The sequence below is a fragment of the Variovorax sp. IB41 genome (genome assembly GCF_016405905.1).
Classification (GTDB): Bacteria; Pseudomonadota; Gammaproteobacteria; order Burkholderiales; family Burkholderiaceae_C; genus Variovorax.
Genome location: NZ_JAEFCB010000002.1, coordinates 139,544 through 166,021 on the forward strand (window position 1 = coordinate 139,544; position 26,478 = coordinate 166,021).

Annotated in this window: 29 protein-coding genes; 13 read left to right on the plus strand and 16 right to left on the minus strand. The window is 68.8% G+C overall.

The genetic code is table 11. The features are described 5' to 3' along the window. Nucleotides 1–10: 10 nt before the first annotated feature. Genes leuC through leuB form a run of 3 tightly spaced genes read left to right on the plus strand, consistent with a single transcriptional unit; the run spans nucleotide 11 to nucleotide 3,162 of the window. A complete protein-coding gene (gene leuC, locus JC881_RS07320; RefSeq protein WP_198785035.1) occupies nucleotides 11–1,429 on the plus strand; it encodes a 3-isopropylmalate dehydratase large subunit in 1,419 nt (472 codons plus the stop codon). A 24-nt stretch (nucleotides 1,430–1,453) separates the two neighbouring features. Continuing rightward, complete coding sequence (gene leuD / locus JC881_RS07325; RefSeq protein ID WP_198785036.1) at nucleotides 1,454–2,059, plus strand: 3-isopropylmalate dehydratase small subunit; 606 nt, start codon at nucleotides 1,454–1,456, stop codon at nucleotides 2,057–2,059. Between the two features lie 23 nt (nucleotides 2,060–2,082). Continuing rightward, nucleotides 2,083–3,162: a 3-isopropylmalate dehydrogenase gene (gene leuB / locus JC881_RS07330; protein WP_198785037.1), complete on the plus strand. Its 1,080-nt coding sequence runs from the start codon at nucleotides 2,083–2,085 to the stop codon at nucleotides 3,160–3,162. A 67-nt stretch (nucleotides 3,163–3,229) separates the two neighbouring features. Here leuB and JC881_RS07335 read toward each other — a convergent pair whose 3' ends face one another. Beyond that, on the minus strand, nucleotides 3,230–3,775 hold the full coding sequence (locus JC881_RS07335) for a MarR family winged helix-turn-helix transcriptional regulator (RefSeq protein ID WP_198785038.1): 546 nt from the start codon (nucleotides 3,773–3,775) through the stop codon (nucleotides 3,230–3,232). A gap of 123 nt (nucleotides 3,776–3,898) precedes the next feature. On the opposite strand from JC881_RS07335, the gene JC881_RS07340 reads away from it, so the two are divergent. Beyond that, nucleotides 3,899–4,879: a tripartite tricarboxylate transporter substrate-binding protein gene (locus tag JC881_RS07340; protein WP_198785039.1), complete on the plus strand. Its 981-nt coding sequence runs from the start codon at nucleotides 3,899–3,901 to the stop codon at nucleotides 4,877–4,879. Here the strand turns inward: JC881_RS07340 and JC881_RS07345 are convergent, their stop codons facing one another. After that, nucleotides 4,880–6,097 (minus strand): ABA4-like family protein, encoded by a 1,218-nt coding sequence (locus JC881_RS07345; protein ID WP_198785040.1) that lies wholly within the window; start codon nucleotides 6,095–6,097, stop codon nucleotides 4,880–4,882. A 137-nt stretch (nucleotides 6,098–6,234) separates the two neighbouring features. On the opposite strand from JC881_RS07345, the gene JC881_RS07350 reads away from it, so the two are divergent. Together JC881_RS07350 and JC881_RS07355 are read left to right on the plus strand one after the other, a co-directional pair. Continuing rightward, nucleotides 6,235–6,843, plus strand: coding sequence for a TetR/AcrR family transcriptional regulator (locus JC881_RS07350; RefSeq protein WP_198785042.1), 609 nt, complete (start codon nucleotides 6,235–6,237; stop codon nucleotides 6,841–6,843). Further along, nucleotides 6,797–7,603: a DMT family transporter gene (locus tag JC881_RS07355; protein ID WP_233101638.1), complete on the plus strand. Its 807-nt coding sequence runs from the start codon at nucleotides 6,797–6,799 to the stop codon at nucleotides 7,601–7,603. Before JC881_RS07350 ends, JC881_RS07355 begins: the two co-directional genes overlap by 47 nt. A gap of 4 nt (nucleotides 7,604–7,607) precedes the next feature. On the opposite strand, the gene JC881_RS07360 is transcribed toward JC881_RS07355, so the two are convergent. The 7 genes from JC881_RS07360 to JC881_RS07390 all read right to left on the minus strand — a co-directional run bounded on the left by JC881_RS07360 (nucleotide 7,608) and on the right by JC881_RS07390 (nucleotide 14,554). Continuing rightward, nucleotides 7,608–7,958, minus strand: a complete 351-nt coding sequence (locus JC881_RS07360) for a hypothetical protein (protein WP_198785044.1) — start codon at nucleotides 7,956–7,958, stop codon at nucleotides 7,608–7,610. A 164-nt stretch (nucleotides 7,959–8,122) separates the two neighbouring features. Continuing rightward, nucleotides 8,123–8,668 (minus strand): Rrf2 family transcriptional regulator, encoded by a 546-nt coding sequence (locus JC881_RS07365; RefSeq protein WP_198785045.1) that lies wholly within the window; start codon nucleotides 8,666–8,668, stop codon nucleotides 8,123–8,125. A 29-nt stretch (nucleotides 8,669–8,697) separates the two neighbouring features. Next, nucleotides 8,698–9,396: a Bax inhibitor-1/YccA family protein gene (locus JC881_RS07370; protein WP_198785046.1), complete on the minus strand. Its 699-nt coding sequence runs from the start codon at nucleotides 9,394–9,396 to the stop codon at nucleotides 8,698–8,700. Between the two features lie 154 nt (nucleotides 9,397–9,550). Further along, on the minus strand, nucleotides 9,551–9,880 hold the full coding sequence (locus JC881_RS07375; protein ID WP_198785302.1) for a hypothetical protein: 330 nt from the start codon (nucleotides 9,878–9,880) through the stop codon (nucleotides 9,551–9,553). Between the two features lie 112 nt (nucleotides 9,881–9,992). Continuing rightward, on the minus strand, nucleotides 9,993–12,203 hold the full coding sequence (yccS, locus tag JC881_RS07380; RefSeq protein WP_198785047.1) for a YccS family putative transporter: 2,211 nt from the start codon (nucleotides 12,201–12,203) through the stop codon (nucleotides 9,993–9,995). A gap of 54 nt (nucleotides 12,204–12,257) precedes the next feature. After that, a complete protein-coding gene (locus JC881_RS07385) occupies nucleotides 12,258–12,965 on the minus strand; it encodes a response regulator (protein ID WP_198785049.1) in 708 nt (235 codons plus the stop codon). Further along, the gene (locus JC881_RS07390; protein WP_198785050.1) at nucleotides 12,962–14,554 is read right to left on the minus strand and encodes an ATP-binding protein; all 1,593 of its coding nucleotides are present in this window, start codon (nucleotides 14,552–14,554) and stop codon (nucleotides 12,962–12,964) included. Before JC881_RS07390 ends, JC881_RS07385 begins: the two co-directional genes overlap by 4 nt. A gap of 151 nt (nucleotides 14,555–14,705) precedes the next feature. Here JC881_RS07390 and JC881_RS07395 point away from each other — a divergent pair, with 151 nt between their 5' ends. Next, nucleotides 14,706–14,981, plus strand: coding sequence for a hypothetical protein (locus JC881_RS07395; protein WP_198785051.1), 276 nt, complete (start codon nucleotides 14,706–14,708; stop codon nucleotides 14,979–14,981). Between the two features lie 44 nt (nucleotides 14,982–15,025). Further along, the gene (locus JC881_RS07400; protein WP_198785053.1) at nucleotides 15,026–15,310 is read left to right on the plus strand and encodes a hypothetical protein; all 285 of its coding nucleotides are present in this window, start codon (nucleotides 15,026–15,028) and stop codon (nucleotides 15,308–15,310) included. On the opposite strand, the gene JC881_RS07405 is transcribed toward JC881_RS07400, so the two are convergent. The 3 genes from JC881_RS07405 to JC881_RS07415 form a co-directional block, all read right to left on the minus strand. Next, nucleotides 15,271–15,954, minus strand: a complete 684-nt coding sequence (locus JC881_RS07405; protein WP_198785055.1) for a response regulator — start codon at nucleotides 15,952–15,954, stop codon at nucleotides 15,271–15,273. The genes JC881_RS07400 and JC881_RS07405 overlap by 40 nt on opposite strands. A 25-nt stretch (nucleotides 15,955–15,979) precedes the next feature. Beyond that, complete coding sequence (gene bamA / locus JC881_RS07410) at nucleotides 15,980–18,382, minus strand: outer membrane protein assembly factor BamA (protein ID WP_198785057.1); 2,403 nt, start codon at nucleotides 18,380–18,382, stop codon at nucleotides 15,980–15,982. 66 nt (nucleotides 18,383–18,448) lie between these two features. After that, on the minus strand, nucleotides 18,449–19,105 hold the full coding sequence (locus tag JC881_RS07415; protein ID WP_198785059.1) for a nuclease-related domain-containing protein: 657 nt from the start codon (nucleotides 19,103–19,105) through the stop codon (nucleotides 18,449–18,451). A gap of 224 nt (nucleotides 19,106–19,329) precedes the next feature. Between JC881_RS07415 and JC881_RS07420 the strand changes: the two genes are divergently transcribed. The 3 genes from JC881_RS07420 to JC881_RS07430 all read left to right on the plus strand — a co-directional run bounded on the left by JC881_RS07420 (nucleotide 19,330) and on the right by JC881_RS07430 (nucleotide 22,071). Continuing rightward, nucleotides 19,330–20,487 carry a porin gene (locus tag JC881_RS07420; RefSeq protein ID WP_198785061.1) on the plus strand — a complete coding sequence of 386 codons (1,158 nt, stop codon included), beginning with the start codon at nucleotides 19,330–19,332 and terminating at the stop codon, nucleotides 20,485–20,487. Nucleotides 20,488–20,882: 395 nt separating this feature from the next. Next, nucleotides 20,883–21,476, plus strand: a complete 594-nt coding sequence (locus tag JC881_RS07425; protein ID WP_198785063.1) for an ATP-binding protein — start codon at nucleotides 20,883–20,885, stop codon at nucleotides 21,474–21,476. A 73-nt stretch (nucleotides 21,477–21,549) separates the two neighbouring features. Next, the gene (locus JC881_RS07430; RefSeq protein ID WP_198785065.1) at nucleotides 21,550–22,071 is read left to right on the plus strand and encodes a hypothetical protein; all 522 of its coding nucleotides are present in this window, start codon (nucleotides 21,550–21,552) and stop codon (nucleotides 22,069–22,071) included. Nucleotides 22,072–22,081: 10 nt separating this feature from the next. Here JC881_RS07430 and ureG read toward each other — a convergent pair whose 3' ends face one another. The 3 genes from ureG to ureE are packed head-to-tail and all read right to left on the minus strand — an operon-like array spanning nucleotide 22,082 to nucleotide 24,048. Continuing rightward, the gene (gene ureG / locus JC881_RS07435) at nucleotides 22,082–22,732 is read right to left on the minus strand and encodes an urease accessory protein UreG (protein ID WP_198785066.1); all 651 of its coding nucleotides are present in this window, start codon (nucleotides 22,730–22,732) and stop codon (nucleotides 22,082–22,084) included. Nucleotides 22,733–22,750: 18 nt separating this feature from the next. After that, nucleotides 22,751–23,431: an urease accessory protein UreF gene (locus JC881_RS07440; RefSeq protein ID WP_198785068.1), complete on the minus strand. Its 681-nt coding sequence runs from the start codon at nucleotides 23,429–23,431 to the stop codon at nucleotides 22,751–22,753. A gap of 26 nt (nucleotides 23,432–23,457) precedes the next feature. Continuing rightward, nucleotides 23,458–24,048 carry an urease accessory protein UreE gene (ureE, locus tag JC881_RS07445; protein ID WP_198785070.1) on the minus strand — a complete coding sequence of 197 codons (591 nt, stop codon included), beginning with the start codon at nucleotides 24,046–24,048 and terminating at the stop codon, nucleotides 23,458–23,460. A 63-nt stretch (nucleotides 24,049–24,111) separates the two neighbouring features. Here ureE and JC881_RS07450 point away from each other — a divergent pair, with 63 nt between their 5' ends. Further along, a complete protein-coding gene (locus JC881_RS07450) occupies nucleotides 24,112–24,336 on the plus strand; it encodes an AbrB/MazE/SpoVT family DNA-binding domain-containing protein (RefSeq protein ID WP_198785072.1) in 225 nt (74 codons plus the stop codon). After that, nucleotides 24,333–24,725 (plus strand): type II toxin-antitoxin system death-on-curing family toxin, encoded by a 393-nt coding sequence (locus JC881_RS07455; protein ID WP_198785075.1) that lies wholly within the window; start codon nucleotides 24,333–24,335, stop codon nucleotides 24,723–24,725. The genes JC881_RS07450 and JC881_RS07455 overlap by 4 nt, the downstream gene beginning before the upstream one ends. Nucleotides 24,726–24,733: 8 nt before the next feature. Here the strand turns inward: JC881_RS07455 and ureC are convergent, their stop codons facing one another. Next, nucleotides 24,734–26,476 (minus strand): urease subunit alpha, encoded by a 1,743-nt coding sequence (gene ureC / locus JC881_RS07460; protein WP_198785078.1) that lies wholly within the window; start codon nucleotides 26,474–26,476, stop codon nucleotides 24,734–24,736. Between the last annotated feature and the right edge of the window lie 2 nt (nucleotides 26,477–26,478).

Consider the following 26,478-nt stretch of genomic DNA (forward strand, 5'->3'; position numbering starts at 1 on the left):
CCTCTTCTCCATGTCCCTCGCTCCCCGCACCCTCTTCGACAAGATCTGGCAGCCGCACGTGGTGACGCAGCGCGACGACGGCCAGAGCCTGCTGTACGTCGACCGCCACCTGGTGCAGGACGGCTCCGCGCCGGCCTTCGAGATGCTGCGCCAGCGCGGCCTTCCCGTGCGCCGCCCGGAGCGCGCCTTCGCCACGCCCGACCACTACGTGCCCACCGGTTCGCGCGCGCTCGCCGACATCGCCGACCCCGAGAAGCGCGCGATGGCGCAGGCACTACAGGACGACAGCGCGGCCGCTGGCATCCGATTTTTCGGCCTGGACGATCTGCGCCAGGGCATCGTGCATGTGGTGGGCCCGGAGCAGGGCCTGAGCCTGCCGGGCAGCGTGATCGTCTGCGGCGACAGCCACACCGCCACGCACGGCGCGCTCGGCGCGCTGGCCTTCGGCATCGGCGCCTCGGAAGTGGCGCACGTGCTCGCCACGCAGACGCTGTGGCAGCGCAAGCCCCGCACGCTGCGCGTGACGATCGACGGGCGGCTGTCCGAGGGCGTCTCGGCCAAGGACATCATCCTGGCGGTCATCGCGCGGCTGGGCGCCGCGGGCGGCACGGGGCACGTCATCGAGTACGCGGGCGAGGCGATCCGCGCGCTCTCGATGGCGGGGCGCATGACGATTTGCAACATGTCCATCGAGGCCGGCGCGCGCGCGGGCATGGTGGCGCCCGACGACACCACCTTCGAATGGCTCGCCGGCCGGCCCGAGGCGCCGCAGGGTGCTGCGTGGGACGAAGCGGTCGCGCGTTGGCGCCAGTTGCCGAGCGACGAGGGCGCGGTGTTCGACGCCGAGCTGCGCCTATCCGCTGGCGACATCGCGCCGATGGTCACCTGGGGCAACAGCCCCGAGGACGCATTGCCGATCACCGGCCGCGTGCCCGACCCGGCCGACGCCAGCACCGCCGAGCGCCGCGCGTCGATGCAGCGCACGCTCGCCTACATGGGCCTGGAGGCGGGGCAGATGCTCGACGAGGTGGCGGTCGATCGCGTCTTTATCGGCTCCTGCACCAACGGCCGCATCGAGGACATGCGCAGCGCCGCCGAGGTGGTGCGCGGGCGGCGCGTGGCCGAGGGCGTAGAGGCCTGGGTCGTGCCCGGCTCCGGCCTCGTGAAGCAGCAGGCCGAGGCCGAGGGGCTGGACGCCGTGTTCCGCGCGGCGGGCCTGCAGTGGCGCCATGCCGGCTGCTCGATGTGCCTGGGCACCAACGGCGACCAGGTGGCCGCGGGCCAGCGCTGCGCCTCGACCTCCAACCGCAACTTCGTCGGCCGCCAGGGGCCGGGTTCGCGCACGCACCTCATGAGCCCGGCGATGGCCGCGGCCGCCGCCATCACAGGGCGGCTCACCGACGTGCGCAGCCTGCTCGCATCGCACTGACGACAACCTTCGAACAGCCATCCCATGGAAGCTTTCACACGACTCGAAGCGCTCGCGGCACCGCTGCCGCGCGCCAACATCGACACCGACCAGATCGTGCCCGCGCTGTACCTGCAGAAGCCGCGCTCCGACAACTTCGGCGACTATCTTTTTCATGACGTGCGGCACGACGTGCATGGCCGGCGGCGCGACGAATTCGTGCTCAACGCGCCGGTGTATGCCGATGCGCGCATCCTGGTGGCCGGGCCCAATTTCGGCTGCGGCTCGTCGCGCGAGCACGCGGTCTGGGCGCTGTACGACGGCGGCTTTCGCGCGGTGATCGCGCCGAGCTTCGGCGACATCTTCTTCAGCAATGCGCTGAAGAACGGCCTCTTGCCGGTGCGCCTGCCCGAAGCCGTGGTGCAGCGAATGCTGGACGACCTGCTCGCCGCACCCGGCACGCGCATGACGGTGGACCTTCGCACGCAGACCGTCACCGGCCCGCACGAGCGCGTCGAGCCCTTCCGCATCGATCCGTTCCCGCGCCAGTGCCTGCTCGAAGGCCTGGACGAAATCGACTACACGCTGGCGCAGCACGCGGCCATCGACGCATTCGAGCAAGGCCGCGCGCGCGGCGCGGCTCCTCTTTGAAGTGTGACCCTGAAAGGTTTGAAATGAAGATTGCAGTGATGCCGGGCGACGGCATTGGCGGCGAGGTCACGGCGCAGGCCGTGAAGGTGCTCAAGGCGGTGGTGGGCCACGGCCAATCCCTGGAGTTGGTGGAAGCGGCGATCGGGCAGGCCGGCATCGACGCCGCCGGCGATCCGCTGCCCGCGGCCACGAGCGAGATCGCGCGCAAGGCCGACGCCATCCTGTTCGGCTCGGCCGGCATGCCCGGCGATGAGGAGATCCCGTTCATGATGCGGCCGGGCGCAAGCCTGCTGCGCTTGCGCAAGGAGCTGGGGCTCTTCGCGAATTTCCGGCCGGCTTTTCTTTTCCCCGAGCTGATCGGCGCTTCGACGCTCAAGCCCGAGGTGGTCGACGGGCTCGACCTGATGATCCTGCGCGAGCTCACCGGCGACGTGTATTTCGGCGAGCCGCGCGGCAGCGGCCTCAACGCCAACGGCGAGCGCGAGGCCTTCAACACGATGCGCTATTCGGAGCCCGAAATCGAGCGCATCGCGCACGTCGCGTTCCGCACCGCACGCGCGCGCAGCCGCAAGCTCTGCTCGGTGGACAAGGCCAACGTGCTCGAGGTGATGCAGCTGTGGCGCGAGGTGGTCACGCGCGTGGGCAAGGACTATCCGGACGTAGAGCTCACGCACCTGTTCGTCGATGCGGCGGCGATGCAGCTGATGCGCGCGCCCAGGCAGTTCGACGTGATCGTGACCGGCAACATCTTCGGCGACATCCTCTCGGACGCCGCCGCGATGCTCACCGGCTCCATCGGCATGCTGCCCTCGGCGTCGATGGCGGCCGGCAGCTTCGGGCTGTACGAGCCGGTGCACGGCACCGCGCCCGATATCGCGGGCAAGAACCTCGCGAACCCGCTGGCCTCGATCCTGTCGATGGCGATGATGCTGCGCTTCTCGTTCGACCAGGCGGGGAATGCGCAGCGCGTGGAGGGCGCCGTGCGCCGCGTGCTGGCCGAGGGCCTGCGCACCGGCGACATCTTCCAGCCCGGCTGCACGCGCGTGGGCACCGCGGAGATGGGCGATGCGGTGGTGGCGGCGCTCGGCAAGGCCGCGGCCTAAGGTCCAACGCAGCACCCGCACCGGGATGTGCGGGTGCGCGAGCCCATGAGGTGCGCGCGCGATGCGCTCAGGGGCCGCGCTTGGGCCAGTGGTGGCGCGTGCCGCCCGCGCGGCGGTCGGCCTTTTCCGGCACCACGCCCTGCGCGCTCAATTCGGTGCCACGCGATTCGAGGCGGCGCAGGCACTGCAGAAAGATCTCGATGTGCGCGGCATCCATGCCGTCGAGCAGTTCGGTGTTCAGGCTCGCGATGCGCGGGAACAGCTCGCCGTAAAGCTGCCGGCCCGAAGGGCTCAGGCGCACATGCACTTCGCGGCGATCCTCGGCGTCCTGGCGGCGCTCCACCAGTTTCTTGTCGGTGAGGCTGCGCAGGCCCCGCGAGGTGCGCACGCGGTCCAGGTCGAGCCGCTCGGCGAGCGCCGAGGGCGTGAGCTCGCCGACCTCCGCGAGCGTGCCGATCATTCCCCATTCGCGGCGCGTGATGCCGAAGCCGCCTTCGACCATGCGCGTCGCCATGCCGCTGCCGGCACGCGCGGCGCGCGAGAGCCGGTACAGGAGCAGGTCGTCCAGGGAACGGGGAGCGCGCAGGGCGCCCGCATCGGGAAAAACTGACATGGAAATGGCAAGGGGTTGTGGCTGCGCCGCCTCGGCAGCCAATGATGGATTAGATCAACTATTTGTTACCTACGTATAAACAAAGTAACAAAAGCCGGCCTGTCGCCGGAAGCAGGAGATCTCGTGGCCATTGTCTTTTCCCGGCGAAAGCTCACCGCATGGTGCATCGCCGCCTTTGCCGGTTTCGCCGCCGTCGCGTCCGCTCAAGCGCAGAACCTGGACGGCCCGCTCACGCTCGTCGTCGGCTACGCGCCCGGCGGCAGCACCGACCGCATGGCGCGGCTCATCGCCGAACGGCTGAGCCCGAAGCTCGGCGTCGCCGTGACGGTCGAGAACCGCCCCGGCGAAGGCGGCCGGCTCGCGGCCAAGCAGATCAAGCGCGCGACCGCCGCAGAGAACATCCTGATGCTCGGCAATCCGGCCGTGATGCTGATCGCGCCGCTCGTCATCAAGGACGCGGGCTACGACCCCGACAAGGACTTCGTGCCCGTCTCCCAGGTCAGCAGCTACGACTTCGCGCTGGCCGTGGGCAACAAGCTGCAGCTGGACCGCGCGATGTTCCTGGTGGGCCGCCTCTGGGCGCATCCGGAAGAGGCCGTCTTCGGCGTGCCGGCCACCGGCAGCCTGCCGCACTTCTTCGGCCTCATGGTGGGCGATGCGCTGAGCGTGCAGCCGCAGATCAAGGGCTACGGCGGCTCGGCGCCGCTGTCGGCGGACCTGAGCGGCGGCTCACTGCCCATCGCGATCGACACGCTCGATTCGCTCTATGCGCAGCACGTGGCCGGCAAGATCCGCATCCTGGCGGTGTCGGGCAAGAAGCGCGCGAGCTTCGCGCCCTCGGTGCCGACCTTCCGCGAGGCCGGCATGAAGATCGATGCCGACGGCTGGAACACCTTCTTCGCCCCGAGCAGCATGCCGCAGCCGAAGGTGCAGCTGCTGGCCACGAAGATCCGCGAAGTCATGCAGGACCCGGGGCTGCAGAAGGCAGCCGATGCGCTCTACATCACGCCGGTCGTGAGCACCGCCGCGGAAACCGCGCAGATGCTCAAGGCCTACCGCCAGCAATGGGAGCCGGTGGTGCGCCGCTCGGGCTTCGCGCCCTGATCAGTTCGCGAGCGCAAGCAGCGGCACGCCTGCATACGCGAGCCTGAACGCGTAGAAGATGGCTGCCGCATAGCCGGCGGTCACCAACCAGATTGCTGCGCGCCCGAACGGCACGCGCCACATCGCGATCAGCGCGCCGGCCAGCGGCAGCACCTGCTGCGCATGCACGCCGAGAAAATGCGGCACGCGCAGATCGCCGCCGGTGGCCGACCAGCCGAGCACGGGCAGCACCGCGCCGCCCGCGAGCGCGCCGAAGGTCGGGCCTTCGTGCTGGCTGATCGCGATGCCCGCGCCCGCGCCGGCCACGAAGGTCAGCACGAGGCCGATCACTGTCGCGAGCCGGTAGGCCGGCGGCAGCGCGTCGCCGTGGCGCGCGAACTGCCAGGCGAGCGGCAAGGCCGTGACATTGAGCGCCAGCGCGCCCACGCCCATCAGCGCGTACATCACGGTGTGGAAGACCGAGCTGTTGTTGAAGTGCGAGGCCTGTCCGAGCGCGCCCTGCAGCGTGATGTAGCCGACCTCGAACGTGCCCGCCGCGATGACGACGGCGACGATGGCGCGCACCACGGGCGAGTTGCGGCGCTCGCGCGGCAGGTCACCGACGAGCCAGGCCATGGTGAGTGCATAGAGGCTCACCGAGGCCATGAACTTCAGCGGCTTGACCCACACGCTGACGCCGTCCAGCGTGCGCGGATCGAAGTAGCTCGCCACCAGCGCGGGCACCGTGATCGCGAGCAGCAGGCCGCCGAACTCCGCGAGTTGCGGCTGGCGTGCATGGAGCGCACGCGCAAGCTGCATGGAGGCCGGTGCCACGCGCAGCGCAAGAAAGGCCAGCAACCCGACCGGTCCGAACAGGAAAGTGAGCGCAAAGCAGGGGATCAGCAGCACCGGCGCGATGCCGGCGCGCTCGCCTTCGCGCGCGATCCAGGTGCCCACGAAGAGATCGAAGGCCAGGTAGTGGAACCACCCCGCGGTGAGCAGGCCCGGGTGCTGGAACAGCGCATGCACCGCCGACAGCGAGCTGTAGCCGCCGCCCTCGGCCGACGACCAGTACGTGGCCATCAGCCACCAGTAGACCAGCCCGAGCCCGACCGGAATGACGATGCCGGTCAGTGCCCAGATGGCGGGCTTGGCGCGGCCGAGCCAGGGCGCTGCGCCCAGGGCCGCCCAGGCGGGAAGGGCGATGGTGCCGCCTGCGCTGAAGAGTGAATCGAACATGAGGGGGTCAGGATCAGAAAGGATGGGCGCTATCTTGACGGTGTTTAGATAAAAATGCCAGCACAATTTGAACGGTGTAAAGTTCACGCTTCGACGACTCCGGACATCGAGCAGCCATGGCGGCAAGAAAAAAACCAGTGCAAGTCCCCGCGCCCTACCACCATGGGGATCTGCGCGCGGCGTTGATCCAGGCCACCGAAGGCCTGCTGGCCGAGAGCGGCATCGAGGGGTTCTCGCTGCGCGAGGTGGCACGCCGCGCGGGCGTGTCGCCCGCCGCGCCGCTGCATCACTTCGGCAGTGCGGCGGGGTTGCTGACCGAGGTGTCCATCCTCGGCTTCGAGGAGCTCACGCGCTGCCTGCGCGAAGGCACGGCGACCGGCGGCGACGACCCCGCGCGCAGGCTGCGCGGCCAGGGCGTGGGGTATGTGCAGTTCGCGCTGGCGCATCCGGGGCGCTTCCAGCTCATGTTCCGCAAGGACCGCCTCGTGTGGGACGAGCGGCTCAAGCACGCGGCCGACGCGGCCTTTCTCGAACTCGAGCAGGTGGTGCGCGACTACACGCGCTGGGGCCGCGACAGGCCGCTGGACCACGCGACCCAGGCCGCCGTGATCGCGGCCTGGTCCACCGTGCACGGCTTCGCGCACCTGGCGCTCGACGAGAAGTTCGGCGGCCCCGCGGATGCGCAAGGCACCCGGAGTTTTGTCGACGGCATGCTGCCGGAAATCATGCGGCAGCTCTGGCCCTGAGCACGCTCGGGAAACCTGCGCGGGCCGCCGCGGCCTCACGCCGCGCACCTTCGCGCTGGCCGCGTTCGGCGGCGTGGCGCTGGTGGCCAACTGGCTGCTGATCTTCGCGTCGTTCTCGCGCGCATCGATCTCCATTGCCACCGCGGTCTACAACACGCAGCCCTTCATGCTCGTCGCGCTCGGTGCGCTGTTGTTCTCCGAACGGCTCACCGCGATGAAGGTGGGGTGGCTGTGCATCGCATTCGCGGGCGTCGTGCTGGTGGCGCAGGCAAAAGGTGGTGGTGCCGGCGGTGGTGGCGGGGACTACTTCACGGGTGTGCTGATGGCACTGGGCGCGGCCTTCTTCTATGCCGTGGCCGCCATCGTCGCGAAGAAGCTCGGCGACATGGCGCCGCACCTTATCGCGCTGATCCAGGTCTGCGTCGGCATCGCGATGCTCGCGCCGTTCGCGCACCTGCGCGCGCTGCCCACCGACGCGGCCACCTGGGGCATTCACGTCACGATGGGCGTGATCTACACGGGGCTCGTGTTCATCCTGCTGTACGGCGCGATCCAGAAGCTGCCGACGACGGTGGCCGGCGCGCTGTCGTTCATCTATCCGCTGGTGGCGATCGGCGTCGATTTCGTCGCGTTCGGCCAGCGGCTCACGCCGGCGCAGCTCATCGGCGCAGCGGCCATCCTTGTCGCGGCGGCGGGCATGACCTTCGGGTGGACCTTGCCCGGCCTGCGGGGACGATCGCCCGCGGCGCGCAAGGGCTGACGGCTCACGAAGCGCGCGAACGAGTCAGCTGCAGATGCCGCTGCAGCCAGGCCCGCATGATCGTGCGTCGTTCGATGCCGGGAGCTGCCGCGAGAAAGGCTTCCGCATCCGCCCTGGACAGCGGCTCGGACCGCGCCACCGTCGTGGCCACGGACTGCACCTGCAGCCAGAGCGCGCCGCAATGGACGCACCCCTGGATCGCGAGTTCGTACGCATCGACCCGGCCGAGGTACGCCTCGGTGGGGTCGCGCCCGGGCGTGCCGCAGCAGGTCCATTCGAGGCTCATGTCTTGCGGCTGCCGCGCCGCGTTCGCCCATCCCGCGAAGCGGGACCAGAGGCTTGTTGTTGCTTGCATGTCGATGCTCCGACGGCCACGCCGCGATGGATTCGAGCGGCGGGCCGGAGCAGCAAGGCTATCGAAGCGCGCGTAAAAAAGGCGCAAAAAAAGCCAACGATCGGCGCGGCTTGGGACCGCTCCGAATCGTTGGCTGCCCACTCGCGTGGGTGCCGGGTCGCGCCTTAGCCGGCGCGCTGCTGGCGCCGGCCCAGTGCGAACACCGAGTTCGGCGCGTCCACGACGAAGGGCTTGCGCGCGGGCGTGCCGACCACGGTCGTGCGCCTGCTGCCGGCCACGCTGGTGGCGGCCTGCACGCCCTTGGCCTTCTGCTCGTCGACCAGGCTCTGCAGCGAGATCGATTTCAAAAACTCGACCGCCCGCAGGTTGACCGAGGCCCAGAGCTCGTCGACCTCGCAGCGGCCGGTGTCGTCCACGTCGTCGCCGGCGCGGCGGCGCGTGGTCTCGTTGCCGTGGTCCTCGATGGAGAGCACGATGTCGGCCACGCTGATGAGCGCGGCCTTGCGGCTGAGCGAATAGCCGCCGCCCGGCCCGCGCGTGGATTCGACCAGGTCGTTGCGGCGCAGCTTGGCGAACAGCAGCTCCAGGTACGACAGCGAGACCCGTTGGCGCAGGCTGATGGAGGCCAGCGTGACCGGGCCCGAGCGGCCGTGCAGGGCGATGTCGATCATCGCGGTGACCGCGAAGCGGCCCTTGGTGGTGAGGCGCATGGAAAGCTCCCTTCGTGACTTGGTGAGCGTTACTCGTCCCGGCCGCCGCCCATGCCCAGAAGGGCGAGCAGTGCCTGGAACACGTTGTAGATGCTGAGATAGACGCCCAGCGTGGCGGAGATGTAGTTGGTCTCCAGGCCGTCCTTCACGCGCTTGAGGTCATGCAGGATGAAGGCCGAGAAGATGCCGATGGCCGCGACCGCCAGCGTCATCATCAGCGCGCTCGACTGGATGAAGAAGTTGGCGATGCCGGCCACCAAGAGCAGGATGGCGCCGATGAAGAGCCACTTGCCCATGGACGACAGGTCGCGCTTGATGACCGAGGACAGCGTGGCCATGCCCAGGAAGATCGCGCCGGTGCCGGCAAAGGCCGTCATCACCAGGTTCGCGCCGTTCGCGAGACCCAGCACCGAGCCTACGAGGCGCGAGAGCATCAGCCCCATGAAGAAGGTGAAGGCCAGCAGCACCGGCACGCCGGCGGCCGAGTTCTTGGTCTTCTCGATGGCGTACATGAAGCCGAAGGCGCCGCCCAGGAACACCATGAGGCCGATGCCCGGCGACATGGCGCGCGCCAGGCCCGTGGACACGCCGATCCAGGCGCCCAGCACGGTGGGCACCATCGACAGCGCGAGCAGCCAGTAGGTGTTGCGAAGAACGCGGTTGCGTTCCTGGGCCGACGCAACGGGTGCGTCGAAGCCGGGGTGGTAGATGGGTTGACCGTTGTTCATTCTGATTCCTTGATCGGGCGCCCCGGCGGTGCGGGAACGCGGTGTGGCACGGGAAAAAAGCGGGGTTTTCGCGATGCGAGCGGTTGCCGGAATGCGGCGGCGCGGTCGGATCGACAAAGAGGGAGCCGCAAAGGCTCCAGGTCGCGGCGGAGCCTTAGGCGACCAGGGCGGTGCCGCGGGGTGGCCGCTTGGGCCGATCGAGGAGCGGTGAGAGCGCGGGCGTCAGGGCGAGTCCGCGCGGTTGTTCCGAGAGAAAGAGCACGACCGGCACGGGGTGCCGGGCATCGACCAGTTCGACGTGCTCGGAGCCCGCCTCGTCATGGGAGGGGAGCTCGTCCGCCAGGTCCATGGCGTCGCTCACGAAGGCATCGGAGAGCGACATGCCGGTCGTCACACAGGTCTGCATGTCGGCGCCCGCATGCGCGGGATGCCCGGCGCCCATCAGGCCCTGCGCGAACACGGCAAGGCCGTAGCAGGACAACATGAGGGTGAGGACAGTAGCGGCGAACCAGCGTGACATGAAGCCGCGATTTTACCCGGCGCGCCCCGACCGGCCTTTTTACGGGTTGTTTCGCCCATCCGGACGGCCGGACGTTTCAGGTTTCCAGGGTGGCGGGCGCCGCCTCGTCGCCGGGCTGCAGCCACTCGCGCGCATGGGTGCGCAGCGCGTCGATCTGCAGCCAGACCAGGGCCAGTTCGGTGTGGATGGTGCGTTCGGCAGCGCCGGCATCGCCGGCCGGTGCCACGGCCGCCGCGAGGGCCGCGCGCACGGCCGGCTCGGTGGCGGGCTCGTCCGCGATCGCGCCGCCCTGCAGCCCGCCGGCCAGCGCATCGAGCGCCGCCGCAGCGCCCTCGGCAGCATCGCGCAGCACCGCCATGTGCGGCGAATCGGGCAGCGCGGCGCGGTGCGCGCCGAGCGCCGACAGGTAGCTCAGCAGCGTGTGCGAGCGGATCAGGAAGCGCAGCGCGATGCCCGCGCGCGGCCGCACATAGCCCGGCTCGCGGAACATGTCCGACACGGCGGTGGAGAGCGCCGCATCGGCGTTGTGGTCGTTGCGCCGCGCGAGGCGGTAGTCCAGGTGGTCTCGCGGGCCGGTGCCGTACTGCTCGAGGATCCGGCGCAGGTACCCCGCGTGGCTGCGCATGGCGGTGGCGGCCAGCTCGTTGATGCGCCGCGCCTGCCAGTGCGGCAGCACCAGGAGCACCGCGAGCCCGGCGATGGCGCTGCCGATGGCGGTGTCGACCAGCCGCGGCACGAGCAGGAGGCCGCTGTCGCCCACCTGGTTGAAGCACATCAGCACCAGCAGCGTCATCGCGGCCGTGGCGAGCAGATAGCGCGTGGCGCGCGTCGCGAAGAACAGCACGCCGGCCGCGACCGCGATCACCGACTGCACCAGCGGCTGCGGAAAGAGCTGCAGCAGCGCCCAGCCCGCGACCACGCCCAGCGCCGTGCCGGCGATGCGCTGGCCCATGCGGGAGACGGTGTCGCCGAAGGTCTGCTGGCAGACGAACAGCGTGGTCAGCAGGATCCAGTAGCCCTGCGCGGGGTGGATGGCCTGCATCACGCCGTAGCCCGCGGCCAGCGCGATCGCCAGCCGCAGCGCATGGCGAAAGAGCGGCGAGCGCGGCGTGAGCTGCCGCCGCACGCGTTCGGCCGCATCGCGCCACGAACGCGGCGAGCGGTTGAAAAGGCCCATCTCGGTCCGTCCGGCGCGCGCCGACGGCTGGCTCGCACCGGCGAGTTGGCCGTCCAGCTGCGCGAGGTTGCGCGCGAGCGCTTCCACCGATGCGAGCAATGCCAGGCGATCGGGCGTGGTGGCGCGTGCCCGTTCGTGCTCGATGGCGCCGCGCAGGTCGGCCAGCGCCTGCACGGTTTCCTCGCCCACCTCGAAGGGCTCGCGCCGCGCGATCGAGCCGGCCAGCCGCTGGCACGCCAGCCCCTGCAGGCCGAGCACGCGCTGGCAGCGGTACAGCAGGTCGCTGTGGAAGAACGCATCGGCCAGCGCGTTGTAGTCGTCGTGCGAGGAGCTCGCGCGCTCGTGCACGTCCTGCGCGATCAGGTAGAGCCCGCGGTAGCGCGAGAGGCGCCCGGTCGGCGCCCGCGCGCCGATGCGGCGGAAGATGCTTTCCTTGGCGGCATTCAGCTCGCTCACCACCTCGGCGCTGAGCTGCGCGAGCGAGAGCCGCTTCTGCGCGATGTCGATGCCCCGCAGCGGCTCGAACAGCGACGCCTTGAAGCGCACGAAGTTGCCCAGCACCGTGAACAGCGTGACCAGCCGCGCCTGCACCGGCTGCGCCGGAAAGGCCGCGCACCACAGCACCGAGAACACGCCGTACCACGCGGCACCGGCCAGCAGCAACAGCGGCTCGCGCCCTCCATCATGGCCGTGCGTGGCCTGGTTCTCGATGCCCAGCGTCGCGTACATCGCCAGGATCAGCGTCGCATACGCGATGGCCTTGTAGCGCGCCTCCACCGCGCCCAGCATCGTGAGCCAGAAGGCCGCGAACGCCAGCCCCGCGATGAAGAGCACCGGCCGGCCGAACAGCGCCTCCACCGAGAAGGACACCACCGCGAAGCACGCGAGCGTCACGAGCTGCGCGCGAAAGCGGCCGCGCCAGCTGTCGTCGGTCTCGGCGAGCGCGCTCGCGATGGCGCCGAGGAAAAGGGGAATCACCGCATCGGGGTGGCCGGTGTAGCCGCACACCGCCATCAGGCTGCCGAGCGTGAGAAGAATGCGCAGCGGTTGCGCGCGGGAGGCAAAGGAACGCAGGCGCTGGCGCAGCGAATCGGGGGACAGGGGGAGCATGGCTGCAATCTTGCACGATGCATGCCACGGCGCCGCCACGCTCCGGCCATCGCGTCAGCCCTGCGGCGGCGCCTCCCACGCGAAGCCCACGCCATAGACAGAACGAATCCAGTCGTGCGAAGGCGACACCGCGCCCAGCTTGCGGCGCAGGTTCTTCACGTGGCTGTCGATGGCGCGCTCGGTCACGTCCACCGTGTCGTCGTAGGCGAGCTCCAGCAGCCGCGCGCGCGAGAAGATGCGCCCCGGGTGCCGCGACAGCACCTGCAGCAGCCCGAACTCGCGGCGCGTGAGGTTCAGCGGCGTGCCTTCGAGCGAGGCGCGCCAGTGCACATCGTCCAGCACGAGGCCCGGGGCATCGCCTTGCGGAGCCTGCCCGGGCACTTTCCCGGCCACGTTCCCGGGCGCCGTGCGCCGCAGCACCGCGCGCACCCGCGCCACCAGCTCGCGCGGCGAGAAGGGCTTGCACACGTAGTCGTCCGCGCCGAGCTCCAGCCCGAGCAGGCGATCGACCTCCTCGATGCGCGCGGTGAGCATGATGATCGGATGCGCCGTGTGCTCGCGCGCGCGGCGCAGCACCTCGATGCCGTCCAGCCGCGGCAGCATGATGTCCAGCAGCGTCAGGTCGGGCGGCGAAGCGACGATGCGCTCGAGCGCGCTCTGTCCGTCGGTGAAGTGCTCGGTCTCGTAGCCGACGTGGCGCAGGTAGTCCTGCACCACCGAGGCGATGTCGATCTCGTCCTCGACGATGACGATGCGTGTCATGCGGATGCCGCCAGCGGAAGGGTCAGCGTCATGCGCAGGCCGCCCAGCGGCGAGGCGGCCGCCTCGATGCTGCCGCCATGCGCCTCGATGGTCGCGCGGCAGATCGACAGGCCCAGGCCCGAGCCGCCGAGCGCGCGGTTGCGCGAGGTCTCGCCGCGGAACAGGCGGTCGAAGAGGCGCGGAATTTCTTCCTCGGACACGCCCGGCGCGCTGTCGTCGAACAGCAGCGTGAGGCAGTTGCCGGTCCACGCGCCCTCGACGGTCACCTCGATGCGAAGGCGCCCGCCGGCATCGGTGTAGGCCAGCGTGTTCTCCAGCAGGTTCATGAACACCTGGTGCAGCCGGTGCGCGTCGCCGTCGATCACCGGCTGGGCCGACGCGGCGATGCGGTCGATCGCCTCCCGGTCGACCGCGATGCCGCGCTGGGCGAAGCGGTCGCGCGTGTGGTCCAGCGCCTCCTTCAGCAGCGTGAGCGGAAACACCGCGGTGGTGAGCAAATCGTTCTGCGGCTCGCGCATGCTGCTGCGCAGGTCGTCGACCAGCTGGCCGAGGCGGATCACCTGGCGGTGCATGCGCAGCGCGGTGCGTTCGTCGAAGGTGCGCACGCCGTCCTGCAGCGCCTCGATTTCCGCGCGCATCGCCGCGAGCGGCGTGCGCAGTTCGTGCGCCGCATCGGCGAGCCACGCGCGGCGCGAGGCCTCGACCTTGTCCAGGCGCTGCGCCATGTCGTTGAAGGTCTTGCCCAAGAGCGCGAGTTCGTCCGAGCCATGCACGGCCACGCGTGTGGACAGGCGCCCGCGCGCCACGTCCTGCGCCGCCTGCGTCAGCGCGTCGATGGGCTTGAACCAGCGGCGCGCCAGCAGCCACGACAGCACCAGCGCGAAGGCCAGGCCGCACATGCCGGTGAGCGCGATCACGCCGGACTGGCGCGCGAGGAAGGCGCGGTCGGCCTCGCTTTCGAAGCCCTGCGCGGGCGCGAGCGCCAGGTAGCCGACGACCGAGCGCCCACGCCGGATCGGCATGCGCGCGGCGTTCTCGAAGTCGATGGTGGCGCCGACCACGAGGGCGCCCTGCGCGTCGAGCACGGCCAGGCGCTGGTAGATCGAATCGGCGGCCGAACGCGGGTCGGGAAAGAACCAGGGCGGCGGCGGCATCGAGAAGCGCCGGGGCAAGAGGTCCAGCTGCGGCGAAGCAGAAGAAGAAGAAGAAGAAGAGGCGGGCGGCAGCGGCGGCGGCGAACCGTTGTCCGGGTCGCCGTCGGGGCGTGCGGTGCGGCGCTCGTACCAGGGCGGCAGCCGCCGGTCGTCGGGGCTGGCTGCGCCGTCGAGCACGATCGCCAGCTGGCCCATGCGCAGGCGGTGCCAGGCCTCGTCGTTGTCGCGCAGCTTCTTCCAGTCGCCGTTGGCGACGTAGTGCTTCAGGAGGAGTTGCGAGAGCCAGTCCATGCGCCGGATCTCGATCTCGGCGACGTAGGCGCCCAGCCCCCGCTGCAGCGCAATGATGGAAAAGCCCACGAAGCTGAGCAGCAGCACGATCAGCAAGGCGGCCAGCGCCAGGAAGATCTTGCGGGAGAGGGTCAGACGCGGCATGGGCTCAGGGCAGGCATGGCGGCATTCTGCGACATGCGTTTCGGGCAGGGGGCGTCATAGGCAAGCGGCGGATCATGGCGGCCAAATGGGGAGGAATCTGGGAGAACTCGCTCCCACATTTCTCCCGATTCGAAACGCACGATGCGTGCCCATGAACCCGGCCACGCTTCGCTCACCGAAAAAGTTCCTCCCGGCCTTCGCGGCCGCCGCGCTGGCCTGGGCCAGTCCCGGGCATTGCGCGCCGGCGCGCTCGGCCTGGTCGTGGGCCGATGTCTGGTCCGACCCGGGCATGGACCTCGTCCTGCTGTGGCTGACGGCGATCTTCTGGGTGGTCACGCATGTGTGGACGCTGCTGGTGGTCTGGGCGGAGGCGCGCGCCACGCGTGCCCAGGCGCCGGTCGACGAAGCCGAGGAGGAAAGCGCATGAGCCGCAACGCACCATCCACCGAAGGCTGAGCGTTGCGGACCGCGATGCCGTCTCACAGCGAAACCGCCTGGGTGCATCCCGCGGCGACACCGTCAGCCGACGTGCCGCCGCTGGTGCAGCGCCTCGTGGGTCTGCTGGCATTCAGCGGCCTCGCGCTCGGTGTTCTCATCGCCGCGCGCGGTGGGTGCAGCGAGCGCCATCCGGCCGAGGGGCGCAACGCGAGTCTTTCGACCCTCGCGCCGATCATGCACACCGGCCCCGCCACGCCGATCGACGCCGCGTGCCGCGCTCAGGCCGGCCGTTCCGCGAAGCTGAAGCCCACGCCGTAGATCGAGCGGATCCAGCCGTGCGACGGCGCTGCGGCCGTGAGCTTCTTGCGCAGGTTCTTGATGTGCCCGTCGACCGCGCGCTCGTTCACGTCCAGCGCTTCCGGAAACGCAGCCTCCAGCAACTTCGAGCGCGTGAACACCCGCCCCGGATCGCGCGACAGCGTGCGCAGCAGCAGCAGTTCGCGGCGCGTGAGGTCGAGCGCGCGCCCCTCCAGCTGCGCGCCCCCGTGCGCGTCCCGGAACGACACCGACTTCGACGGCGCCGCGCAAGCCCCGTCCCGCTGCGCATGGCGGCGCAGCACCGTGTGCACGCGCGCCACCACTTCGCGCGGCGAGAACGGCTTGCAGACGTAGTCGTCGGCGCCCAGGTCGAGCCCGCGCAGGCGATCGACCTCGCGCGTGCGCGCCGTCAGCATGATGATCGGATGGTCGCTGTGCGAGCGCACCTTCTGCAGCACCTGGAGGCCGTCGATCTGCGGCAGCACCACGTCGAGCAATGTGAGCGCGGGCGGTGAACTCAGGATGCGGTCCAGCGCCGCCGCGCCGTCCCCGATGTGCTCGACCTCGTGGCCGGCGTTGCAGAGGTGGTCCAGCAGCGCCGAGGCGCTGTCGCGCCCGTCTTCCACCATCAGGATGCGGCTCATGGCGTGGCTCCTTCCTTGCTTCTTTTCAAAAGGACGTGCCGATCTGGAACTGGAAGCGCTGCGTGCGGTCCGCCGCGATGCCGTTGGCGGCGTCCTCCTTCTGGTAGGCGAGCGGCACCGCGTACGCCAGGCGCAGCGGGCCGAGCGGCGAGATCCAGCTGATGCCCAGGCCCGCCGATGCGCGCAGGCGGTTCTGCGCTTTCCATTGCGCATCGGTCATGCTGGCCGTGCGATCGGCGAACACGTTGCCCGCGTCGAGGAAGGTGTAGAGCCTGAGCGAGCGGTCATTGCCCGCGCCGGGAAAGGGCGTGCTGAACTCCATGTTGAAGATCGCCTTGCGTGTGCCGCCCAGCGAGCCGCCCGTGACGGCATCGACCGGCCCGAGCGAGTTCTGCTCGAAGCCGCGGATCGAGCCGAGCCCGCCCGCGTAGAAGTTCTTGAAGATCGGGAAGGTGCTGCCGCTCAATGCCTTCGCATAGCCGAGCTGGCCGTTGATGGCGAGCGTGTATTGCTTGGAGAGCGCGAAGTACTGCTGGTACTGGTAGTCGGTCTTGAGATAACGCAGCGCGCTGCCCACGCCCACTTCGAGGTTCGCGCGCTGCAGGCGGCCGGTGGTCGGCACCAGCGCGCTGTCGCGGTCGTCGCGCGACCACCCCACCGTCGCGGGAATGCCCACCACGTCGCTGCCGGTGCACACCACGCTCGGCGCGGTGCCGGTGCACTTGAAGTAGTCCAGGTAGGCCTGCGGCGTGCCGGTGTAGACGTAGGAGCCGTCGACCAGCGTGTACGAACCGTTGGTGCCCGGCGTGAACGAATAGCGCTCCACGCCGATACCCAGGAACACCGTGTCCAGCTCGCCCACCGGCAGCCCGAAGCGCACCGAGCCGCCGTCGCTCGCGAGCTTGTAGTTGCCGTCGGCTTCGTAGTAGGGCCGCGTGGTGGTGTGGAAGACATTGACCGTGCGCGAGATGCCGTCCTTCGTGAAGTACGGATCGGTCGCGGTGAGCGAGATCGAGCGGTTGTACGAACTGGTGTTGACCTGCAGCCCGAGGTAGTTGCCCGAGCCGAACACGTTCTCCTGCGTGATGCCGAAGCTCAGCGAAATCTTGTCGGTCGACGAGTAGCCCGCGCCCAGCTGCAGCGAGCCGGTGGGCTTCTCGGCCACGTTGACCGTGAGGTCGATCTGGTCGTTGCTGCCCGGCACCTCGGCGGTCTCGACGTTCACCTCGGTGAAGTAGCCCAGGCGATCGACGCGGTCGCGCGAGAGCTTGATCTTGTTGCCGTCGTACCAGGCGCCTTCGAACTGGCGGAACTCGCGGCGGATCACCTCGTCGCGCGTGCGCGCGTTGCCGCCGATGTTCAGGCGCCGCACGTACACACGGCGCGCGGGCTCTGCCTTCAGCACCATGGTGACGCGGTGGCTCGCCCGGTCGATCTCGGGCTCGGCCTTCACGCGCGCGAATGCGTAGCCGAAGGTGCCGAAGTAGTCGGTGAAGGCCTTGGTGGTAGCGGCCACGTCCTCGCCGTTGTACGGGGCGCCGGGGCGCACCGTCACGAGGGTCTTGAACTCGTCTTCGCGGCCGAGGTAGTTGCCCTCGAGCCGCACGCCGGCGACCGCGAACTTCTCGCCCTCGGTGATGTTGAGCGTGAGGTCCAGCGACTGCCGGTCCGGCGAGATGGCGACCTGCGTGGAGTCGATGCGAAATTCGAGGTAGCCGCGCGTGAGGTAGTAGCTGCGCAGCGTTTCCTGGTCGGCCGCGAGCTTGCTGCGCGAATACTGGTTCGACTTGGTGTACCAGGCGAGCCAGCCGCCGCTGTCCTGGTCGAACAGATCGAGCAGCGTGCCCTCGCTGAAGGCCTGGTTGCCGACGACGCGCACGCTCTTGATGCGCGCCGATTCGCCCTCGACGACGGTGAACGTGAGGTTCACGCGGTTGCGCTCCAGCGGCGTGACGGTGGTCACCACCTCGGCGTTGTAGAGGCTGCGGCTCACGTACTGGCGCTTGAGCTCCTGCTCGGCGCGATCGGCGAGCGCCTTGTCGAAGGGGCGGCCTTCGGCAAGGCCGATTTCACGCAGCGCCTTCTGCAGCGCGGCCTTCTCGAATTCCTTGGTGCCCACGAAATCGACGTCGGCGACAGTAGGGCGTTCTTCCACGATGACGACGAGCACATTGCCGTCGACATCGATGCGCACGTCCTTGAAGAGGCCCAGCTCGAACAGTGCGCGGATGGCGGCGCTGCCGCGTTCGTCGCTGTAGTTGTCGCCGGCCTTGATGCCGAGCGTGGAGAAGACGGTGCCCGGCTCTACGCGCTGCAGGCCTTCGAGCCGGATGTCGCGCACGGTGAACGGATCGGTGGCCCATGCGGGCGCAGCGGCCATCGAGAGGAACAGTGCAGCGATGGCCGCGAGGAACTTGGGGAGTTGCATCGCCGCATGGTCTTCGCCAATGTCGGAGAAATATGGGACGCCCTCCGGTGCGTTCGGTAAAGAGCGTTACTGCAACCCCATGGCGCTCACGGCGGGCCATTGCATCGAGAGAGGCTGCTCGCTTCTTTCGCGGCAGTTCTGCAGGTGCGTCTCCATGGACAGGTCGCCCTGGATGTCGAGCAGGCGCTGCACGGTGCGCTCGACCGCATGCGCATCGAGCAGCGGATAGGTGCGCGCGGTGCGCCCGTTGTTGCGCACGAGCCGCGCGATGTAGGGCAGGTCCTGCTGCGTGATGACGGCGGCGGGCATCACGCCTTCGAGCTCGACGCCTTCGCATGGCAGCAGCACGAAGTATTGAAGGCGCAGGTCGTCGGGCAGCAGGCTTCGCAGTTGCGTCGTCTTGCGACCGCCTTGCCATGCGGGGTCTTTCACTTCGCGTGCGCGCGTGCATCCGTTGATCCGCAGGAACCAGCGCGGCGGGGCTTCGCCGGACTTCTTCCGGTAGACGAAGGCGTTGCGCCAGGCCTTGATCTCGAACAGGTAGACGCCGGTCTCGCACACGATGACCGCGTCGATGCGCGCCGTGGGAACCGCGCACCCCGAGGGCATCGGGATGATGAGGTTGCGAAGAATGCGCAGGTGCGAAAAGGCCGGCGTGAATGCGTTGGACAGCTGCTGTATGCCCAGCGATGCGGCGACGGTGCTTTGCAAAACAATGGTCATGTGGACTCCTTCGGAAGGCCGAAGCATTGCCGGGCTTTTGGGAGACTTTTAGTACGTGCCGTTCAAAGGTGCGTCGATGCCGCCGGCCGCTCGAACCCCGACGCGTGCGCTCAAAACAACACCGCATGCAAAGCACGCGGCATCCACCAGATTCCTCCAAATTTGAACGAGACCATGCGTTCAGCCGCTCGATGAAGAGCAGCTGAAAACCCGGAGAAACCTGAATGAAGAAATCCCTCACGGCACTCGCCGCGCTGGCCGTCACCGGCCTGGCTTCTGCCCAATCGTCCGTCACGTTGTTCGGCGTCATCGATGCCGGCGTGACCTACCAGAGCGCCACGTCGCGCGACCCGGTCACGGGTGCGAGCAGCAAGCAGAGCCAATGGAGCCTGGCCAACTCCGGCTACAACTCCAGCCGCATCGGCTTTCGCGGCACCGAAGACCTGGGCGGCGGCCTCGCGGCGAGCTTCTGGCTCGAAGCGCCGATCGGCAACGACGACGGTGCCACCGGCATCGCCAACTTCAACCGCCGCTCCACCGTCAGCCTCTCCGGCGGCTTCGGTGAAGTGCGGCTGGGCCGCGACTACACGGCCACCTTCTGGAACGACACGGTGTTCGATCCGTTCGGCACGAACGGCTCGGGCTCCAGCGCGATCTACTCGGTGAGTGGCGGCGCGGGTCTTGCCAACTCGAACTACGCGCGCGCAAGCAACATGGTCGGCTACTTCCTGCCGCCCAACCTCGGTGGCTTCTATGGCCAGGTGCAGTACAGCCTGAACGAGAACACCAAGACCAGCGCGACCGACACGACCGCCGAGATCAGCAGCAGCGCCGGCCGTTATGTCGGGGGCCGTTTCGGCTATGCGAACGGGCCGCTCGACATCGCGCTGGCGGTGGGGCAGAGCGTTGCGGTGGACACCACCACGCTCACGCGCAAGGTGCAGACCGTCAACCTCGGTGCGTCGTACGACTTCGGCCCGGTCAAGCTCTTCGGCGAACTCTCGAACGTGCAGAACAAGTTCGCGCTCGCCGTGGGCAACAGCCACGACAGCTACAACGGCTACCTCATCGGCGCGAGCATGCCGGTGGGCGCGGGCCTGATCCGCGCGTCGTACTCGACGGTGCGCTACAACGAAGGCGCCGTCGGCATCACCGGCGAAGACCCGCGCGTGAACAAGTTCGCGATCGGCTATGTGCACAACCTCTCCAAGCGCACCGCGCTGTATGCCACTGTCGCCCGCGTGAACAACCGCAACGACGCGGCCTACACCGGCAGCCTGGCGGCCGCGGCCACCACCGGCTACGGCAGCAGCGGCGTGGGCTTCACGGGCCTGCCGCGTTCGTCGACGGGCTACGACTTCGGCATCCGTCACGCGTTCTGACGACGCACCCGGCCCGGTGCGGCAGGGCGCTTGCCTTGTCGCACGCGGGCGGCTTTTTTTCAACGTCGTGAGTTGCTTTCAAAGATGACGCGAAGAATCCATCACCTCGCAGGCGTGCTGGCGGCGGCCGGCCTGTCGGGTTGCATCATGCTGCCGCCACCCATGCCCCCGAGGCCGCCACCGGCGTTGCGCGGCGGGCCACCATTTCCGATGTCCTTCGAGCATCGCAGTCCACCGATGGCGCGGTGGGATGTGTGCGAGGGCCAGCCCGAAGGGGCGCGACCTGCGCTGCCCGGTCCGCGCGCGGACGCACTGTCGGGCACCTGCGAGCGCGGTGCTTCGGGTGCACTGGAATACCGTGGGCCCGGGCCGCGCTGAAGAGAAGGATTGCACGCATGTACTCCGGCAATCTCGGGCTCGGCATCGCTGCGGTCATCGGGCTCGGGCTCGCCGGCGTGGTCGTGATGATGGGCGCTTTGCTGATCGCGAACATGCGCGCCGTCGCACAGGCGCGCGGCATGGCGGAACAGGCACGCGACGATGCGCGGCAGAAGATGCGCGCGAGCAGCGTGCAGGACCTGCGGCCGCTGCTCGGCGTGACGCCGGATGCTGCGAGCATTCGTTTCGATGTCCAGCTTCCGCCTGATGCCGTGCCCGTCTTCGCCATCGAAGCGGAGCTGCGCGACCTGCTCGCCAAGGTCGTGGCGCACGCGGCACGTGTGATGTCCGCGGGCGCAACGCTGCAGGTCTCCGCGCGCGTGGAACGCGGGCATGCGGTCGTTCACTGGCGCGATCTCGATGCGGAAGACGTGCGGCCGCCGCTCGCGCGATTCTTCGATGCGCTCGACGCCGCCTCGCAAGCCAGTGCGCGCGTTTGCGAGCGCATTGCCAGCCGCCACGGCGGGCGCATCTATTCGGCGCCGCACGCCGACGGTGCGCTGGGCCTCACGCTGCGGCTGCCATTGCACGAGTCCACCGCCGGATCTTGAAGGGCGTAGGCTGCCGCGCCGTGGAACTCCGCGTCATACTCGCGGTCCCACGGTGCCGCCGCTTTTCCTTCCGATGCCGAACGTGCGATTCACAGTTTCTTTTCTCCGTGCGCTCGCCGCGAGCGCGGTCTTCTTCGCCACCGGCGCACTGCATGCCCAGGCCTTGCCGCCGGGCGTGCGCCTGGGCATGACGGCCGACGAACTGCACGCTGCATTGCCCGCCGTCGAGCGCGTGCAGCGCCCGCAGCGGCTGACCGGCGGTTTGCTCGGAAGCTGGCGCGCAACGCCTGTCGAGATCGCGGGGTTGATGTTCGAGCCGACCTTCTTCTTCGCGGCTTCGGAATTGCGGCGCGTCGAATACGTGGCCACGGCGCAGGCCGCGCCCGACAGCGGCGCATCGGCGTTCGGCCAACTCGTGCAGTGGGGGCGCGGCGTGTTCGGCAACGAACTCGCGTCGCGCGATCCGGGCAGCGCCTATGCGGCGTGGACGAGCGGCGACACCGATGTCTACGTGCAGCAGGTGAGCGACCCGCGCCGCGCGAGCGTGCGCCTGGTCTACAAGGCGCGGCAGCTGCGGGACGGCAGCGAGCTCTGAGCGTGCCTGCTCAGGCCGCGATGAGCATGCCGCGTTCCTCGATGAACGCCACCACCTCGGCCACGCCCGTGTGGGTCTTCAGGTTCGTCATCACGTAGGGCCGCTGGCGGCGCATGCGCTGCGTGTCCTGCTCCATCACTTCCAGGCTCGCGCCCACGTAGGGCGCCAGGTCGATCTTGTTGATCACGAACAGGTCGCTCTTGGTGATGCCGGGGCCGCCCTTGCGCGGAATCTTCTCGCCGGCCGCCACGTCGATCACGTAGATCGTGAGGTCCGACAGCTCCGGGCTGAAGGTGGCCGCGAGGTTGTCGCCGCCCGACTCGACGAACACCACGTCGGCGTCCGGAAAGTCCTCGAGCATGCGGTCGATGGCTTCCAGGTTGATCGACGCGTCTTCGCGGATCGCGGTGTGCGGGCAGCCGCCGGTCTCCACGCCCATGATGCGTTCGGCGGGCAGCGCGCCGGCCACGGTCAGGAGGCGCTGGTCTTCCTTGGTGTAGATGTCGTTGGTGATCGCCACGAGGTCGTACTTGTCGCGCATCGCCTTGCAGAGCATCTCCAGCAGCGTGGTCTTGCCCGAACCGACCGGGCCGCCGATGCCCACGCGCAGCGGCGGCAGTCTCTTGGTGCGGTGGGGAATGTGGTGCAGGGCGGAGGTCATGGGCGTTGTCCGGTTCGGTCAGCTTCGAAAGAGGCGGGAATATTGTGTTTCATGGCGGGCCGACAGCACGGCCAGCAAAGGGGCGAAGGCCTGGCGTTCGTCGTCGCCCAGGCGCATCGCGCGTTCGACGGCCGCGGGGATTTCGTTCGCGAGCCGCGCGAGGATGCGCTGGCCCGCGCTCTGCCCGAGCGGCACGGCCTTGACGGCCGCGGCCACCATGTTCTCGGCCCAGCCGAAGGCGAAGGCCAGGCACCCGTCGTGCACCGTGGCACCGGTGCGGCCGAGCGCGAAGGCGAAGGCCACGGGGTAGCTGGCGGGCAGGTCCTTGAAGACCTCGGCCGTGTCCGCATGGTGCAGCTTGAGCCACTCGACGAAGGAGCGGCCCATCTGCTCGGTCTGCAGGAAGAACTCGGCCGACTCGCGGGTGGCGAGGACCCATGCGTTGAGCTTGCGGATGCGCGCCGCGTCGTTCGCGCGCCAGGCGGGGATGGCCTGCGCGACCAGCGCGAGGTCGCCGCGCGCGAAGCTCAGGTGCAACTGGTCGGCGAGCCATTCGGCGGCCTTGGCTTCGGAGTCGAGGCCGGCCCATTCGACTGCCGCCTCGACGCCTTCGGAGTACGAGAAGCCGCCCACGGGCAAGGCCGGGGAGGCGAGCCAGATGAGCTGCAGCAGGCTGTGGGCGCTGGCCGGGTCGGGCATGTCAGCTTTGCGCCGCGCGCGCTGGATCAGGCATGGTCATGGTCGTGGTCATCGAGCAGCTCGGGCGCGAGCACGAGCGGCTTGGGGCCCTTCGCGTGCGAATGATCGTGTTCGTGGCTGTGGTCATGGCCGTGGTGGTCATGGCTGCCGTGGCCGTGCTCGTGCGACCCATAGGCGCCGCCCTCGGGCTCGAAGGCTTCTTCCACCGCGACGACGATCAGGTGCATCGAGCGCAGCATGTCGGCCAGCACGTGGTCGGGTTCGATCTTCAGGTGATCGGGCTTCAGCTCGATCGGCACATGCCGGTTGCCCAGGTGATAGGCCGCGCGCGTCAGGTCGAAGGGCGTGCCGTGGGCCGTGCAGTGCGTGATGCGCAGAACCGGCTGCGGCGCCGCGATGACGCGGACCAGCGAGCCGTCTTCGGCCACCAGCACATCGCCGCCGCGCACCGCGGTGCCGCGCGGCAGGAAGATGCCGATCTGCCGGCCCTGCGAATCGGTGGCGTCGAAGCGGCTTTTCTGGCGGACGTCCCAGTCCAGCTCGACGGTGGCGGCGCGCTTGAGCAGCACGGGCGCAAGGCCGCGGCCCTGCGGCATGAGTTTGTTGGCGGTGAGCATGGTGACTTGATTTCAGCGGCAAGTTGCCGATAATATAACAATCGTTATAACTTTGGAGTTCCAATGTCGGCACTCAAACTGACCCAGATCGGCAACTCCGTGGGGGTGATCCTGCCCAAGGAAGTCCTGGCCCGGCTGAAGCTGGAAAAGGGCGACACCGTGTTCATGACCGAGGCGGCCAACGGCGTCACCCTGACGCCATACGACCCTGAAGTGGACGAGCAACTCAAGCTGGGCCGCGAGTTCATGCGCGAGTACCGCGATACCTTCCACCAGCTTGCCAAATGAGCGAGTGGCGTTGGATCGACCGACGCGCGCTCGTTCTGCTGCATGACGAAAGCCTGGCCGAGCATGGCGGTGCACCGGGCCTGCGCGACGAAAGTCTGCTCCAGTCGGCCCTGGCGCGGCCGCTGAATCTCGTGGCCTATGGGTCGCCCGACATCGCGGATCTTGCCGCCGCCTATGGCATCGGCCTTGCCAAGAACCATCCCTTCGTCGATGGCAACAAGCGCGCAGCCTTTCTCGCCGTCGGCTTGTTCCTGGCCTTGAACGGCCAACGACTGGTTGTCACGCAAACCGAGGCTACGCTCGTGATGCTCGACGTCGCGGCCAGTGCCATCGACGAAAACAGCTTTGCCGCCTGGATTCGCGATCACCTGAAGGCTCGTTCCGGCTGACCTGGCGTCTAGAACAGAAAATACCGCTGCGCCATCGGCAGCAGCTTCGCCGGCTCGCAGGTCAGCAGATGCCCATCGGCGCGCACCGCGTAGGTCTGCGCATCGATCTCCATCTTCGGCGCGTAGCCGTTGTGGATCAGGTCTTTCTTGCGCACATTGCGGATGTTCTTCACCGCGCTCAGGTTCTTGGCCAGACCGTAGCGCTCCTTGATGCCCGAAGCCAGACCGGCTTGCGAGACGAAGGTCAACGAGCTCTTCGCGAGCGAGCCGCCATATGCGCCGAACATCGGCCGGAAATGCACCGGCTGCGGCGTGGGAATCGATGCGCTCGGGTCGCCCATCGCCGCCATCGCGATCGTGCCGCCCTTGAGGATGGTGAAGGGCTTCACGCCGAAGAAGGCCGGTTTCCAGATCACGATGTCGGCCCACTTGCCGACTTCGAGCGAGCCGACCTCGTGCGCGATGCCGTGCGCGATGGCCGGGTTGATCGTGTACTTGGCGACGTAGCGCCTGGCGCGGAAGTTGTCGTTGCGCTCGCTGTCTTCGGGCAGCGTGCCGCGCTGCACCTTCATCTTGTGCGCGGTCTGCCAGGTGCGGATGACGACCTCGCCCACGCGCCCCATGGCCTGGCTGTCGGAGCTGAACATGCTGATCGCGCCCAGGTCGTGCAGCACGTCTTCGGCAGCGATGGTTTCCTTGCGGATGCGCGACTCGGCGAAGGCCAGGTCCTCGGCGATGCCGGCGTCCAGGTGGTGGCACACCATGAGCATGTCGACGTGCTCGTCCAGCGTGTTCACCGTGTAGGGCATCGTGGGGTTGGTCGACGACGGCAGGAAGTTCGCCTCGCCCACCACGCGCAGGATGTCCGGCGCATGGCCGCCGCCCGCGCCCTCGGTGTGGAAGGCGCAGATCGCGCGGCCGCCGACGGCCGCGATGGTGTTCTCGACAAAGCCCGATTCGTTGAGCGTGTCGCTGTGGATCGCCACCTGCGTGTCGGTGGCGTCGGCCACATCCAGGCAGTTGCTGATCGCCGCGGGCGTGGTGCCCCAGTCTTCGTGCAGCTTCAGGCCAATGACGCCCGCCTCGATCTGCTCGTGCAGCGCATCGGGCAGGCTCGCGTTGCCCTTGCCGAGAAAGCCCAGGTTCATCGGAAACGCATCGGCCGCCTGCAGCATGCGCTCGATGTGCCAGGGGCCGGGCGTGGCGGTGGTCGCGAAGGTGCCTGTCGCGGGGCCGGTGCCGCCGCCGAGCATGGTGGTGACGCCCGAGGACAGCGCCTCCTCGATCTGCTGCGGGCAGATGAAGTGGATGTGGCTGTCGATGCCGCCCGCGGTGACGATGTTGCCTTCGCAGCTGATGATCTCGGTGCCCGGGCCGATGACGATATCGACACCCGGTTGCACGTCGGGATTGCCGGCCTTGCCGATGGCGGCGATGCGGCCGTCCTTCAGGCCGATGTCGGCTTTCACGATGCCCCAGTGATCCAGGATGAGCGCGTTGGTCAGAACCGTATCGACGGCGCCACCGGCCGTAGGGCCGCTGCCTTTGCCATCGCGGGTGCGCTGCGATTGCGCCATGCCGTCGCGGATGGTCTTGCCGCCGCCGAACTTCACCTCTTCGCCGTAGCCGCCGGCACGCAGCGTGTAGTCGGCCTCCACTTCGATCAGGAGTTCTGTGTCTGCAAGGCGGACCCGGTCACCGACGGTGGGGCCGAAGATTTCCGCATAGGCGCGTCGCCCGATGGTGGCCATGT